Annotated in this window: 7 protein-coding genes and 1 pseudogene; 4 read left to right on the forward strand and 4 right to left on the reverse strand. The window is 39.7% G+C overall.

Translation table 11 applies throughout. The features are described from left to right. Nucleotides 1-66: 66 nt before the first annotated feature. The gene (locus BM135_RS17975; protein ID WP_245737368.1) at nucleotides 67-807 is read right to left on the reverse strand and encodes an IS630 transposase-related protein; all 741 of its coding nucleotides are present in this window, start codon (nucleotides 805-807) and stop codon (nucleotides 67-69) included. A gap of 67 nt (nucleotides 808-874) precedes the next feature. Here BM135_RS17975 and BM135_RS17980 point away from each other — a divergent pair. Both BM135_RS17980 and BM135_RS10395 read left to right on the forward strand, forming a co-directional pair. Then, nucleotides 875-1159, forward strand: a pseudogene (locus BM135_RS17980) (omptin family outer membrane protease); the annotation flags it as partial. A 557-nt stretch (nucleotides 1160-1716) separates the two neighbouring features. Further along, the gene (locus BM135_RS10395; RefSeq protein WP_175486083.1) at nucleotides 1717-9141 is read left to right on the forward strand and encodes an Ig-like domain-containing protein; all 7425 of its coding nucleotides are present in this window, start codon (nucleotides 1717-1719) and stop codon (nucleotides 9139-9141) included. Between the two features lie 152 nt (nucleotides 9142-9293). On the opposite strand, the gene lhgO is transcribed toward BM135_RS10395, so the two are convergent. The 3 genes from lhgO to BM135_RS10410 form a co-directional block, all read right to left on the reverse strand. Next, a complete protein-coding gene (lhgO, locus tag BM135_RS10400; protein WP_092519671.1) occupies nucleotides 9294-10484 on the reverse strand; it encodes an L-2-hydroxyglutarate oxidase in 1191 nt (396 codons plus the stop codon). Next, the gene (locus tag BM135_RS10405) at nucleotides 10477-12459 is read right to left on the reverse strand and encodes a TRAP transporter permease (protein ID WP_092519672.1); all 1983 of its coding nucleotides are present in this window, start codon (nucleotides 12457-12459) and stop codon (nucleotides 10477-10479) included. Before BM135_RS10405 ends, lhgO begins: the two co-directional genes overlap by 8 nt. Nucleotides 12460-12536: 77 nt before the next feature. Continuing rightward, the gene (locus BM135_RS10410) at nucleotides 12537-13568 is read right to left on the reverse strand and encodes a TAXI family TRAP transporter solute-binding subunit (RefSeq protein WP_092519707.1); all 1032 of its coding nucleotides are present in this window, start codon (nucleotides 13566-13568) and stop codon (nucleotides 12537-12539) included. Between the two features lie 268 nt (nucleotides 13569-13836). Here BM135_RS10410 and BM135_RS10415 point away from each other — a divergent pair, with 268 nt between their 5' ends. Together BM135_RS10415 and BM135_RS10425 are read left to right on the forward strand one after the other, a co-directional pair. After that, nucleotides 13837-14667: an alpha/beta fold hydrolase gene (locus BM135_RS10415; RefSeq protein WP_092519673.1), complete on the forward strand. Its 831-nt coding sequence runs from the start codon at nucleotides 13837-13839 to the stop codon at nucleotides 14665-14667. A gap of 490 nt (nucleotides 14668-15157) precedes the next feature. Next, the gene (locus tag BM135_RS10425) at nucleotides 15158-16546 is read left to right on the forward strand and encodes an amidohydrolase family protein (RefSeq protein WP_092519674.1); all 1389 of its coding nucleotides are present in this window, start codon (nucleotides 15158-15160) and stop codon (nucleotides 16544-16546) included. Nucleotides 16547-16725: the final 179 nt, after the last annotated feature.

Raw genomic sequence — 16725 nt, forward strand, 5'->3', positions numbered from 1 at the left:
AGACGGGCTAGGAACCCTAGGCGGCATCAGGCTGCATACACCGCACCAAATCTAATCGTATTTATTTTAACCTACATTTAAGATACAAGGCGGTAACCATTCCAATTGGCATCCGTAGTCTGCTATCGCTTTTATCGTGTCATGTCGTTTATGGAATGGGGCATTATCCATCACAATCACTGCACTGCTTGGAAGCTTTGGCAGCAAATCTTGTGTCATCCAGGCATGAAAGACATCCGCATTAATGTTTCCAGAAAACAAGCTTAAGGTCACGAAGGTCATTTTGAGGATGGCACCCATGACATTAATGCGACCTCTGGCCTGCCAATCGTGTGTACCGAAGCAGCGCCATCCTTTTGTCGAAGAGCCGTGTGTACGGGGCATAGACTGCGCAAAGCCGCTTTCATCCAGATAAACAATCGGTTTTCCCACCTGTTCATAATGGTGAATGCGCTCGACAAATGCCTGACGAATCCGGGCATCAGCGTTGGGATGCCTTAGCGTTTTTTTTTTGACAGTCATCTTCAGCCGTTTCAAGGCGTAATGGATAGCAGACTGTGCAACGCCTAAGCGTTTTGCCCTTTCCCATTGATAGTCATCGGGGTAATTTTGGACATCCATAATGAGCGCCTCATCACTGATTTTCGTGGGCGGTTTATCACGGGTCATACAAGGCTCTATTTTATGACGCCACCGAAATAAGGTACGCATAGAAATGTCAAAATGGGTACTCGTTTGTTCGAACGTCAACGAATGCTTGTCTTTGTATGCCAGTACTCTCTTTCGAAAATCCAAACTGTAGCCCATCTTACTTTATCCCTTGTCAGTTGAATCCAGACATTATGCCATATTAATATGATTCTGCTATAGCCCGTGGGTGAAGGCTTGGAGCAACGATGAACATTATTTGCGTAATTTAACCATTCCTCAGAAATCCGATAAGGTCCGTTACTATGGTATTAGTATAGATGCGGGCTATTACTTAACTGAAAATACTAAGATATATACGGCCGTGACCTGGAATAAATATCGTGAGGGTAAAGGTAAAACGAGATTTATCTACAATGATATTGGTCATACCGAACAGTTAGGGGACGATACTATAGGAATCGAAAACCAAAACTACAATATAGGTCTTGGATTACAGTATCATTTTTAGCATTCTTGTGATTGCCCGGTGTTGACCGGGCAATCCACAGGTAATTTTCTTACTTTTTCATATTGCATTATTCTGCATATTTTTAAGAATTATCTCAATGATCAATAAATTATTACAATGATTTATTTTATTTGTTTTTTATATATTTAATGAATCATTATAATAGCATTTAATTGTATTTGTTTTTTGTATAATAAATTCGACTTCACAAGTTTTTCATCTATTATTTAATATAAGCTCTATCTTATGCGATGTAATTCTTTATGAATTTTAAAATAATCATTCATTTTTCTCATGAATAATTATTAAGGTATTTATGCGTATTTTTATAATAGAGGGTCACTATGTGATCGTGTTAAGTAAAACAATAGGGGGATAAATCTAATTGTTTGTGAATTTATTCTTATGGGTATTGGGATAAATAAAATAGGCTTTAATTTTTAGTGAGTTATAGATATTGAATTTTTCCAAATAGATGATTAAAAAATAATAGTCATAAGTTTTTAACTTTGTGATGAATCAATCCATTTATTAAAATGATCTATTGGAATTCAAATATGGATAAAGGTAATATAAAGGAAACAAGCATGAAACGTGGTGGCTTTATTCGCCGTGTTGCATGGTTCAATATTGCATTGCAAATATTATTTCCTATTGCAGGAAGTTTAACCCCGGTCATGGTTGCTAATGCGAATAGCCAAGTAGAACCAAATTCAGCGCTTCAACAAGATAGTCGATGGTATATCATTCAACAGAATGAAACATTAGATGATATTGCTAAAAATCACTATTCAACGGATAACCAAAATGAATCAAAGGAAAGAGAAAGGCAGCTTGCTAATATTGTAAAACAAACAGGGCAATTTTTTAAGAATAACCCAAGCACTGATTCTGCGATGGATCTCGCTCGCTCAACCCTCGCCAATAAAGCTAATAATGAAATTGAGAAATGGGTTAAAAAATTTGGTAATGCCCGTATTCAACTGAATACCGATAAGAATTTTTCGTTTAAAGGTTCTCAATTTGATTTGTTGTTTCCTTTATGGGATGAAAAGGAAAATCTCATCTTTAATCAAAACAGCCTTCACAGAATAGATGGCAGAACGCAAGCTAATGTGGGGTTTGGCTGGCGTCATTTCACGTCTGATTATATGTTTGGTCATAACGTATTTTTTGATTACGATTTATCACGACACCATTCCCGTGTTGGCGTAGGAATAGAGTATTGGCGTGACTATTTAAAATTGAATGCAAATGGCTATATGCGAATCAGTAGCTGGAAAGACTCCCCTGATCTTGAGGATTATCGTGAACGACCAGCTAATGGCTGGGATATTCGGGTTGAGGGATACTTACCACAATATCCTCAGTTGGGTGCAAAATTTATTTATGAACAATATCATGGCAATGAGGTGGCGTTATTTGGTAAGGATAATCGCCAGCAAAAACCCCACGCATTTACAGCAGGTATTACTTATACGCCAGTACCTCTGATCACTATCGGTGCTGAGACACGGGAAGGTAAATCCGGTAAAAATGATGCGAAATTGAATTTTCAAATAAATTATCAAATTGGTATTCCGTGGCTGAAACAAATTTCAACTGATGCTGTTTCTTCTTTGCGTAAATTATCTGGTAATCGCTATAGTTTTGTTGAGCGAAATAATAACATCTTTTTGGAATATCAGAAAAAAGAAGTGATTCGATTGCAATTAGATGAAGTGATCGAAGGTTATGCCGGTGAAGAGAAGCCATTAAAGGTTGCTATAGCTTCAAAATATGGTCTTGAGCGCATTGATTGGGATTTTGCTTTATTGGCAGCTAATGGTGGCAAGGTTATTGAAAAGCGGGAGAATGATTACCGTATTTTGCTGCCAAATTACCAATATGGCCAAGAGGCTAATAATACATACCAAGTCTCTGCTGTTGCTATTGATAAAAAAGGCAATTATTCAACTCGGGCTTATCTTCAGGTTATCGTTTCTTCTGCGGCAATAGATAAAATGCAAAGCGCACTATCACCGACAAAAGTTGAGTTACCCGCAGATGGCAAAAGTACCAGAGAAATAACGTTAGAGATTAGAGATAAACGGAATTTGCCTATTAATGTTAATACTGAAGAAATCAATATTAAGATTGAATCAGAGCAGAAAACACCCGATAGCCTGCCTGTTCAGGTTCCTGCTTCCCAGAATGCTACTGCAAAGAAATCTACTGCTACTGGAATCGGTGCATCTACTCAGATTTCAGCTTTTCAGTATATTGAAGCAGGGAAATATGTTGCTACGGTGACAGCAGGTACGCGTACTGAAACGTTAACGCTGACCCCATTGGTGAGAAATACTATTTTTTCTTCTGCAAATATCGTGGTTAAAGCAGATGAAAAAACGGCAAAAATCAAACCCGGCCAATTGAATATTTTACAGAAAAATGTGCCGGCGGATGGTAGCACTCCGAACCAGATAGAAATGACTGTAACTGATAGGTTTGGTAATCCAATTCCTGATTATGTCGTCACATTTAATGCAGACAATGGCGCTGATATTAAAGGAGAAGGTACCACCGATGTAAATGGCCGATTAGTGATGCCGATGACAAATACCAATGCAGGAACGACTACAGTTACAGTTAACGTAGGAGGTATAGAGTACTCTGTAGAAGTTGTATTTACGCCGGACGAAAAAACAGCACGTATTGAAGAGAGCAATTTACAACTTATGCATCCAGATGGATCTATTGCGACCGAAGGAGATACTTTTGTTGCTGATGGGCAAACAGAATATCTAATTAAAGCAATAGTGACAGATAAGTCGGGTAACTTGATTCCTAACGTAGAGGTAATTTTTCACGCTAATAATCAGGCGAGTATTACAGAGGAAAGAGTTGAATCAAATGAGCAAGGAGCGGCAGAAACGTCAATAAGTAGCACAAAATCTGGAACCACAACGGTGACCGCGACTATCAACACGGGAACAGGCGCTATACAGGTTGAGATCCCAATGACCTTTATCGGGCATAAAGCGACGGTCAGAGTGTTAAAAGTTGAGCTGGATGAGAGTAAAAACCAGCCTGATCCTGAGGGTAACTATCTTGCAGATGGTAAAACACCTGTTACTGTTAAAGCTTTTGTTGTTGATGAAAATGACAATCCACTGACATCGGTCACAATCTATTGGGAATCAAATCGGGACAGGAATGTAGTTAAGCTGGGCGGTTTTCAATCTGATACAGATGACAATGGGATCGCTTTTGCTACAGTGACGAGTACAGAAGCCTTTGATGTAAAAATCACTGCCAGTACGAATAAGAGTTCAGAGAGAAGTTTAAGCACCTCAGAACCTATTAGGTTTAAGGAAGATGCTTCCATAGGGATAGTCACTGAAATAAAACAAGAAAATCCTAATAAAGACTTCGTTGCAGATGGTAAAGATAGTGTGAAGTTAACTTCGCAACTCGTTGATAAAAATGGTAACCCTTTGAAGGAAGTTAAAGTTACATGGGCAACTGATAAAAATGGAGCGGTGGTTAATCAAACAAGCATTACAGATGAAAATGGGGTCGCAAAAACAACACTGAAATCTACTGAATCAGGTGAGATCACTGTGACGGCAACTTATGAAAACAGTGATAGTACGCATAATATTCAAGCGATTAAAGTCAATGCGGCTGCGGATTGGAATACCGCAAAAGTTTCGCTCATCAGTGATAAAAGCGAAGCTGTCGCGGATGGCTATGATGGGATTAAAGTGATTGCAACGGTTATTGATGTAAATAATAACCCATTGTCTGGTAAGCATATTACTTGGCGTTCTTCGGAAAAAAATAATCAGTTGGATCCTGTTGCAAGCCTGATTGATGCACAAGGGAAGGCGAACACAGTTATTTCGGGTACGCAGGCTGGAGATATCGTTATTGAAGCGATATTTATGAATGAAGTAAAAGCAAAACATACGGTGACTTTTACCGCCATTCAACCGGATTCTGAAAATTCCGATGTAATTGGTATGCAAAAGCAAAGCCAATTTACATTATCGCCGCAATCTATTGTGGCAGATGGAATAATTAAGGCAGAAGCGAAGCTGGTTCTTAAAGATCAGTACGGTAATTTAGTTCCTAACCAGAATAACAAAATTTCATATTCAGTTATTTCGGGGGATACCAGCGGCATTATTTTCCATAATCAAAAGGAATCTGCACCGGGTGTTTATACAGTATCTATCACTGGATCACAGGAAGGGTTAGCTATTATTCGCGCTGAGGTAATAAGTCGCGCTGAAGTAACAAAACAACTCTATTTTGACGCAACGTTAGGTTTTGTTGCCAATGCAACAACAGCTCAACTGGCATCTGTCGCAATGATGAAAGCAGGTTCTAATAACCCAAACAACTTACAATTTATTTCTGTTAATACGGATGGTCAAGACAATGTCATTATTAAAGCCCAACTTCAAGATAATAACGGAAATAAGGCACTGCCTAATATTGTTGTCGGCTGGAAAGCCACATTGGGAGATTTATCTTCAATATTGAGTAAAACCGATGCAAATGGTATTGCAGAAATATTATTGACGAGTAAACAGGCAGGGAATGCTCAAGTCACTGCGGTATTGGGCAGTGGAGAGAGAACCGCTCAAACTCAGGCGAGGTTTGTTGCTGGGGCGCTGTCAAAATCACATTCATTAGTGAATATCTCAAAAAATATTGCAGCTGCCGGGGAAGAAATTCAGATTACGTTTACCCCTAAAGATATAAACGGCAATTTACTGACAGGAACAATAGGAAATATAGCATTAGAGTATACAAATGATTTAGGTATCACGCCTAATCCACCTCAGTTTCAGAAAAATAACTTCGGAGATTATGTTGCTAATATTCAAGCCAAAAATGTAGGTCATACGGATATTACTATTAATGTTGATTCTAATGTTGATTCTAATACTGATTCCCTAAGAATTGACCATCCTGTCAAATTAGAGATCGTGGCTAATCATACAAAACCCCAAGCGGTTGATGGGCAGAATCCATTTATTGTAAACAAACAAGGCGGAAACGATCTTCTTAAGGATGGGGATAGTGTGACGGTTGATGAAACAGTAACTTATTCCATTCCATTGGTGGATGAAAATGGTAATCCGTTAAGTAAAGATATCCCTACCTATTGGTCGATTGAAGGTGAAGGTATATTAAGTGCGGCGAGTGTATTAACAGATAATAAAGGTATAGCCAAAGTCGGATTGAGTAGTAATAAAACTGGCATGGCTAAAGTGACAGTCAATCTGCCAGATGGAAAATCTTATACGCAAACTGTGATATTTACTGCGGGTAAGTTAGATACACAAAACTCCGCAGTCATATTATCTAAATCTAAAATAATTGCTGATGGTAATGACGAAACGCTTCTTATTGTGAAATTGTATGATACATCAGGAAATGTGATACCTAACCGTTCAACTGATATTCGGGTAAATCCTCAAAACGGAAAGGGTATCAATATTTCTCCACAATTCGTTGAAGATAATGTTCACTCTGGTGAATACCATATTCCAATTAAAGGGACGAAAATAGGTAATGAAGAATTTACCGTATCGGTTAATGGGGTGGATTTAATCAAGAAACCGATTCTTACCTTTATTGGTGATGGAAAGTCTAAAAAGATGACTGACTTTACTCTCAGTCAGCGCTCAATAGAGGCGGGCACTTTCGTTACATATTCTGTAAAAGTCATTGATGCCAATAATAACCCATTGGAAGGCATGATGGTTTCATGGCGATTACCATCAGACATGGCCTATGATAAGGCGTATAAACCGAGATCAGCCAGTCAGACGGATAGGCAAGGTATCGCCGTGCTGAACATTAAGCCCATCAATGCCGGAAAATTCACTCTTGAAGCCTCTTTGGATGGAAATACACATCAGGATATGCCAGAGCTGACGGTGACTTCATCGGCCATTGACTTGCGAAAGTCGACATTTGTGACAGATGTGACGAAGATTGGTACAGCTGGCAAACAGAAAGAAGCAATACTGACAGTTAAGTTGTCAGATCAATACGATAATCCTGTTAGTGGGAAAAACGTCAAAATAGACTTGTTGAAGAAGCTAAATGGTTTCAACGTAAGTTCGGTCAAAGATAATGGTGATGGTACTTATACCGCATCAGCGACTTCAAGCAATAAAGGCTCGGCTGAACTTCAGGCTGAGGTTAATGGGCAAAAAATAGGGAATACATTAGTTATTAATGTAGGGGCTATTACGCCGACTTTGCGTTTTGATAATAAAGATGTAAAGGCAACTTATACTAAAAACTATACAAAATCCCAAAAAGTACACAACTTACCACACGGTGTACGTAAGATGTGGACAAGTTCAGCACCGGACGTTGCCGATGTGGATGACAACGGGAATATCACATTACTGAAAGCGGGTAAAACAACCATTACGGTACAAACGGGAACCAATGGGCAGTATAACAAGACGGATGCGAGCTATCAGTTGACGGTGGCGCGTGCAGAGCCTCGGTTAAAGAGCCGGGATATACAAATTGTTGCAGCATGGAATGATGGAGTAAGTCGCAAGGCTGAAATCAAGTTCGATAATCGGGACGTAGATTATGACAATTTATTGAAACTGAGCCAATTTTCCAGTTCTGCCAATAATGTGGTGAAAGTGGATACATATGGCAATCTTACGGCGGTGAAACCCGGAACGGCTACGATAACTATCAGTACGCCAGAGACAGAGCAGTTTGATAAATCTACTACAACAATCAGCTATGTATTGGAGAAAGGAGTACTTGATATTAATTTTGATAAAAAAGTTATTGAGAGTGACTTAGATGGTCAGGATATAAGTTCTCTAATTCAAAATTTAACTCTTCCTCTACATGCTAATTCTAAGATGAAAAGCAGTAATTCTGCGGTTGTAGAAATTATAGATAGCAAATGGAAAAAGAAATCTTCTGGATTAACGACTATTACTCAATATATTGATGAAAATGATTACTATAAATATAGTGAAGGTAGTTATGAAATTATCATATATGATAAGCCTATTATAATTTATCAAGAACCAAATGTAATTAATGCAGGAAAAGAAATCAAAATTTCTGATAGCAAGAAATGGACTCCTGTTTTTACAACAGATAACTTGAGTATAATTTGGAAATTAGACAGTAATAATAAATACCGAGAAGCTACTGAAGTATTTGTCGAATTGGTTGGAGACAATGGACAACTTCTTGATAAGAAAACTTATAGTGCGAGTTTATTAAATTCAAGTAATGAAATAATCAAAACCATATTTGAGCCAGAATCTAGTTATTGGGGTAAGCGAGCTTTAATAAGATTGACGGTAAAAGGTAAAGGTTCGCTTTCCGTGGTAAAAGAATCCCATGCTTTTCAAATTGAAAATCTTTCTCCAAATAAAATATGGAAAGAGCTGCGTATAAAAAAACGAATTAAAGTTGGAGAAATTTTTAATGTCCAAGGGGGATATGGTTATCGGTGGGAGAATTCTTGTCGAGATCATTTTGATGGTTGGTGGAGTTCTATAATTGGAGAGAATAAATATGTGGTTGTAGTTGCTTTAAATGGGGATAGTAAAATCGATTTCGGTGATCAGAAGCTGCTTTCTCCGATGGAATTTTCTTATCAAGCAATAACCAACAAAAATTATCTGGCTGATTTTTACACAATTGAGAGGACGGAGCCGAATGCCAACGGTCAAATAGTAAAAAACCATATTAATGAGAGTACTAATTTGGGAGTTGAAACTTCTGATTATGTAGGTGCTCAATTAGCGCTGATTAATCCAGACTGTTGGAAGAATGAAGTAGGGGGATATCGGATGAGTGTGACGATCAAATATGCAGGGAACGTGTACAAATATACCAGTACTCAGAGTCATGGATATGGTGGTAATGGTGATGGTATGTATAAGGAAAATATAGATAATAAATGGAAGTTACAAAGCGTCCATTAATTATCTACTGGTGAAAAATAGTTATTGGTAATTTAAAAGTGGTTTTTTAAATATTACTTCCAATATCTTTCATATAAGTAAGGGCACATTTGTGCGCCCTTACTTGTTATGGAGATTCTTCCGAATTGGTTTTTAGCTAAGGCATTAAAGAGCTAGACAGAAGAAAAATACTTTTTCACAATCTCCCTCCCAATCTCTATCGAAGCCGTAGCCGCCGGAGAAGGGGCATTACAAACATGCAGTGAACGGCGACCTTTCACAAAGTGAAAATCATCCACCAATTTGCCATCAGCAGTGAGTGCCTGAGCACGCACACCAGCTGGCCCCGGTGTGATATCTTCGGGTTGTAGATCAGGAATAAGTTGATGGGCATTTTCGGTAAAAAGTTGGCGTGAAAAGGAACGTCGCATTTCTGCCATGCCTTCACAATAATAACGTGTGGCGATTTTCCAAAAACCTTTATAAGTCAGCACTTCTGCTAAATCCCGTGGGTTGAAATCTGTTTTGCGATACCCCTCGCGTTTAAATGCCAATACTGCATTGGGGCCGACATCCCGCTTGCCATTATGCATTCGCGTAAAATGAACACCAAGGAAAGGGAAATCAGGATTGGGTACGGGGTAAATCAGGTGATTAACCAGATAGTTTTTACTGTTGTCCAAAACATAATACTCACCACGAAAGGGGACGATCCTCATGCCCGTTTCATAGCCTGCCAGTTTGGCAATTCTGTCACTGTGCAATCCGGCACAATTCACCAGCCATTTTGCCTGATAGCTGGCTTGTTGGGTTTGTACCTCAACGTCATTACTTTTTTCACGAATACTTTGAACTTGCTGCTGATAATGAATGTCTCCACCTCTGGTTTGAATTATTTCCGCCAGTTTTGCCGCAATTTCTGGGTAATTTACGATCCCTGCATCCGGCACCAAGATTGCCTCAAGCCCATTGACATAAGGCTCGCGCTCTTTCAGTTGAGTTTGCGAAAGGAGACTGACGTCAAGGCCATTTTTCAATCCTCGTTGATAGATATCTTCCAGCAAAGGCAGCTCTTTGAATTGCGTGGCAACAATCACCTTACCGCACCGATCGTAATATAATCCATGTTGTTGACAAAATTCATATATCGTGAGGTTTCCCTGTTTAGCTAATCGTGCTTTTAAACTGCCGGGCGTGTAATAAATACCGGAGTGCACAACATTGCTGTTATGGCCGCTTTGATGTGCAGCCACGCCATTTTCTTTATCCAATATCAGCAAGCGCAGGTGCGGATGCTGTTCTTGCAGGGCATTGGCAGTGCCAAGCCCGACTAATCCCGCACCAATGATAATTACGTCATACATTTTTGGGATTTTCCTCATTGTTATTATTTTCTGGGTGTTTCAATTTACGTTCTGATTTATTGCGTAATAAATGCATAGCAACTGCGACGACAATCAAGGCTATTCCGACCAGATCAGTGAGCATTCCCGGTTTGATTAAAAGAATTGCGGCAATAGCAAAGAAAATTCTTTCTAACCAGTGAGCCTTGTGCATCCAGAAATTAGCACTAGCAATGGAAAGTGAATAGATACCAATCAAGGCTGTCAGGATCATATAACCAATGGATAGGACGTTTAAATCATCGCCTTGCATCAATAATGCTGGGTTGTACACCAAAATAAATGGAATGATAAAACCCGGTAGAGCCAGCTGTACCGCATTCCATGAGGTCTGTATGGGATCAGCACGGGCAATACTGGCAGCCGTGTAGCTGGCAAGTGCTACAGGCGGTGTAATATTGGAAAGTACGCCAAACCAGAAAACAAAGAAATGAGCGGCCAATGGTAAAACACCCGCTTTAATTAATATAGGTGACACTGTCACTACGACAACAATGTATAAGGCCGTTGAAGGAAGCCCCATACTGAGCACAATACAAACAATCATCACGACGAGCAGGATCATCCACAGTGTATTATCGGTGAGGGATACGATATTGAAAGCGAGAGTTGATCCAATTCCCGTCATGGTAACAACACAGATAATAACTCCAATGGCGGCACAGGCGACGGTGACTTGAATCGCTCCACGGGCAGCCTCATTCAGAGCAGCGGCGATTTTCTTGGGGGTCATGCGCACGGAAGTATCTGGGGTGATCCAACTTGCGATGATAATCGCGATAATGCCGAGGAAACCGGCATAAATCGGGGTTTTTCCGGTCAATAAAGTCCCAATCACAATAAATAGCGGCAGTAATAGCAGGCCACGAGCTTTTAATACCGCTTTGACTTGAGGAATATTTTCTTTTCTGATGCCCTTTAATCCTTGTTTTTTGGCTTCCAAATCAATGGTGATAATCAGAGTTGCATAATAGAGCAGTGCCGGAATAATGGCAGCAATTACAATGGTAGTGTAGGAAATACCTAAAAAACCCGCCATGATAAATGCGGCCGCGCCCATAATAGGTGGCATGATCATGCCTCCCGTTGATGCCGTCGCTTCTACTGCACCAGCGAAACGAGAAGAGAGACCAATGTTTTTCATCAGGGGAATAGTAAAAGTGCCGGTTGTAGCGACATTGGCAACTGCACTGCCACTCAGTGAACCCGTTAAGGCGGAGGAAATAACAGCAACTTGGGCTGGCCCGCCACGACGACGCCCGGCTATGGACAGAGCAAGATCATTAAATAAAGCTGTCGCGCCACTGACACTTAAGAATGCACCAAATAAGATAAAAACAATGATCGCCGTCGATGCCGTGGATAGAGTAATACCAAAAATGCCTTCGCTGGTCATAAATAAGCGGAACAATAGGCGCTCAAGCGAAAATCCGGCATGTCCGAAGATCCCCATGAAATACTCGCCGAATAGGGCATAGACGATGGCAAAAAGGGATAAGCCAGGTATGAAATAACCAGTTGTACGCCTTGCTGCCTCAAATAATACGCCAATACCAATGACGGACATCACATAATCTATCGTATTGGGAATGCTGTTGCGTACGACATGCAAGTCAGTATAAGTAAAATAAAAATACCCATAACTGATCAATGTAAGCAGAATAAAAAGGTAATCCCAATAATTAAATTTGGAAGTCGAATAACGTTTGGAAATCGGAAACAGAATAAAGCCTAAAACCAGAACTCCTCCGAGAAATGTTGTATTGCGATAAAATTCCTGTGTATTGGATAATGCATTGGAATAGATAGCATAAAGAGAAATTGCAATGGCAAGTATTGTCGTGAGTTTCAAATAGAAACCAATTAAATGACGGTTACCTGATCCCGCTTCTTTATCCAGCACTATTGTGGATGACGTTATATTATTAGTGTTCATAGTAACTCCATAATATTATGGTCAATAGTATGATAGGTAAATCAGTTTGAAATTTATGCTTTCAGGTAGAAAAGTTATTATTGGTTGGTCACTAATGTAATTTCTGGAGGCACAAGATATTCCGGAATATCCAAGCCAATTTCGCGATAATATTGATAAGCACCAAGATGTAATGGCACAGAAACACCTTTTAAGGCATTTTCGGGCAGAATATATTTTGCAGAGCTGTGGATTTGGTGGACTTCCTTCTGATTTTCAAACATCACTTTTGTTAATTCATAGATAGTTTTTTCGTCTATCTTGCGTGTTGTCATCAGGATATTGGGCTGTGCGATCGTTTGAATGGGCTGTTTTTGGAGTGGGTAAGTTTCTGGCTTAATGACAAAGCGAAACCATGAATTGGCAATAGCGTTAATTTTTTCCAATTGTTCGTTTGTTACATTCAGAATACGGGCGGGAACCCCACTGGCATACATATCTGTGACTGCTGATGCCGGTACACCGGCAGGTAAGGCTCCACCATCAAGACGACCATCCCGCATGGCTGAAACGGTATCGCCATAACCAAGATATTCTGGATGAATATTTTGTTTACTGAGATTGACACCTTTCAGAATAATCAGAGTAGATTGTTCGGTACCACTGGCTTGTGGCCCGACAGAAAAACGGGTTCCGGCAATATCGTTTAGCGTTCTATCTTTGACTTTATCCTCTAATAAAACAAAGTGTTCAACATTCGGCCAAAGCACGGAGATAGAACGCAGATCCTGATAAGGGCGGTTTTCGAAATTTCGTACGCCTTGATAGGCTTCGACGGCAATTAAACTTTGTAAAATAGCGAGCTGAGCTTCATTCTTCTGGAATAGATCAATATTTTCAACCGAACCGGCTGAAGATTGTCCCGTTACCTGAATATTTTCTTGTTTCAGATGGTTACTCCAGATATTGGCTAAACCCACTCCCATAGGATAATAAGTTCCGCCTGTGGAAGCTGTAGCTACGGAGAGAAAACGTTTATTGGCATTTTCTATTTTTCCTATAATGGCCATGATGATCAGAGCAATGGCAGTAATAACAGCTAATAGGAGCTTTAGTTTTGGGTAAGTCATCTTCTTTATTGTCATAATGTGGTTACCAGATAATGTTGTGTAATAGATGTTAAATATTCGCATTCACTTGTATACAACATTACATATCCAGTTCGGAGTTTAATATTTAAAATTGTGATAGGAGTTTTATATGTATTAAAAAAATAAACGAAAAATATGAAATAACTGATAGATTTTAAGTGAGGTAAGGGCACGGCTTGCTCTTGCAAGGAATAAAAAATTCAGGCTTTATGAATAAAATTCACATTCATCTTGAGGAGATGGAATAATGGATACTACACACAATAATATTAATCATTATAATATTAAAACCCGTTATGCATCTATTTCGGTAATAGATACAGGCGGGATTGGGTTACCTGTTCTTTTAATTCATGGCAATTCAAGTTGTAAAGAAGTATTTCGTCATCAAATTAATCAATTAAAAGGGAAGTATCGGATTTTGGCGTTAGATTTACCTGGACATGGTTCATCATCAAATGCCAACGATTCACGTCAAGCATATTCAATGCCTGGTTATGCACGTACGATCATTGAAGTATTGAAGCAAATCGATATTGACAAAGTAGTGGTTTTTGGTTGGTCATTAGGTGGCCATATTGGATTGGAAATGTTGGATTTATTCCCTGAGATGATTGGTTTAATGATTTGCGGTACTCCGCCAGTATCAGTTGGCGCAGATAACGTGGCTCTTGGTTTTCGTCCTGGTGTAGGGCTTGCCGGCAAAGCGGAGTTTACGGAGGAAGACATCAAGAATTTTGTATCTGATACCTATGGAATCAATGCTCCTCATGATCCGTTTATTGTTGAAGCGGTGATAAGAACAGATGGATTGGCACGGCAGTATATGTTTGAAGCTTTTCTTTCTCCTCAAGCAACTAATCAAAAATTATTGGTTGAAACGAGTGAAATACCGTTAGCGATTGTTAATGGAGCAGATGATCCATATATTAATTTTGACTATATTAATGGGCTGAATTACCGAAATCTTTGGAAAGGAAAAGTATTCAATTTGGCTGGCATTGGTCATGCACCTTTTTGGGAATCACCCGAATTATTTAATCCAGTTTTGACTGATTTTCTTAATGGTTTTCAATGAAACATCTCCATTTTAATAGCTTGAGTAAATTATCGCTATGATTTATCTGTTGAGTTCTATCTAGCGGTAAGGATATTCTTTATTAAAGAATATCCTTCTTACATTCACATAATAAGTGCAAAGCTGTTAAGAATCTACCTGATACAAGTAGATATATATGTTTTTATATTTCAAGCTATTACTCAGAAGTGACGGGATATAGAAAATAAAGCAAATTTTAGAAAAAGTCTGATAAATGTTTTTTTAATCGTTTAATTTCCTGAGAAATTTGTGGGTTTTTTATTACATCATGGCAAGTAAATGTTGGTAATGGCGACATACCTAAAAATTGGTTTGCTTTACCTTATTTTCAACTATTGATGAACATTCATGAACACCTGATACTCACCAAAAATATTTATTGATAACGTTTTAGTAACATTAACGGATGTTGTGAATATCTCGAAACTTCTGAACCACCACAATTGTTACCATCTGAAAAGGAAATGCAATGAACGAAAATAAAAACCGTCGTGAGTTCTTAAGTCAGACTGGCAAAATGGTTACTGCCTGCGCGTTGTTTGGTGCAATCAGCCCTGTCGCATATGCTGCTCAGTCAGCCACAGCAAATGATGAGGCGAGCGATTCTACGAAGATAACTGATAAACATTACTATCTGGATAACGTTTTGCTGGAGTCAGGGTTTGTATTTGAGGGGCAGACGGCAGTCAGCACGCTGACTGAGCTAAAAACGCTGGAAATCAACAATGGAAAAATTGTTGCTCTGCGTGAGAACAAACAGTATTCGGACAGCACGCTACCTCGTTATGATGCAAGCAGCAAGCTGATGCTTCCGGCGATGCGGGATATGCATATCCATCTGGATAAAACATTTTATGGTGGCCCGTGGCGTGCCCTTAACCGACCAGCAGGCACCACAATTCAGGACATGATTAAACTAGAACAGAAACTCCTGTTGGAACTGCAACCGTACACTCAAGAGCGTGCGGAAAAACTGATTGAGCTTCTCCAGTCGAAAGGCTCTACCATCGCCCGTAGCCACTGCAATATTGAACCAGTCTCTGGCCTGAAAAATCTCGAAAACTTGCAAGCGGTTCTGGCACGTCGCCAATCTGGTTTCAGTTGCGAAATTGTGGCTTTTCCGCAACACGGTTTATTACTTTCTAAATCGGAGCCGTTGATGCGTGAAGCAATGCAGATGGGGGCGCATTATGTGGGTGGTCTTGATCCAACTAATGTTGACGGTTTGATGGAAAAATCCCTTGATACGATATTCCAGATTGCACTGGATTATGGCAAAAAGGTGGATATTCATCTGCATGAAACCAGCCCGGCAGGCGTAGCGGCGATTAATTACATGGTAGAAACTGTAGAAAAAACACCTCAGTTAAAAGGCAGACTGACCATCAGTCATGCCTTTGCACTGGCGACACTTAACGAACAGCAAGTGAATGAGATCGCTGCCCGTATGGCTGCGCAGCAAGTAACAGTTACTTCTACTGTACCTATCGGTACGCTGCATATGCCACTCAAACAGTTACGCGATAAAGGTGTATTTGTGATGACTGGCACCGATAGTGTGATTGATCACTGGTCGCCGTATGGTTTGGGTGACATGTTGGAGAAAGCCAACTTGTACGCACAACTATATATTCATCCGAACGAACAAATGTTATCGCGCGCGCTGGCGATTGCCACCGGTGATGTGTTGCCACTTAATGATAAAGGCGAACGTGTATGGCCTAAAGTGCAGGATGATGCCAGCTTTGTGCTAGTGGATGCTTCCTGCTCCGCCGAGGCGGTGGCGCGTATTTCGCCACGAACTGCGACATTCCATAAAGGGAAAATGGTGTGGGGGGGTATGGAGAAAACGGTATAAGTTAGAATAAAATCCACGCACAGTTGCGTGGATTTTATTGAATAACTCTAGGTCAATTGACTTCGTTCAAAGCGACAGACTCTATTCTGTATACCGCCATCTATTATGGGTTTATAGGCTTTTCTTTTATTAATCAGTCCATTAATGGCTGCTTAAAATTTGTTGATATAGATAGAACC

This window comes from Xenorhabdus japonica (assembly GCF_900115195.1).
Lineage (GTDB): Bacteria > Pseudomonadota > Gammaproteobacteria > Enterobacterales > Enterobacteriaceae > Xenorhabdus > Xenorhabdus japonica.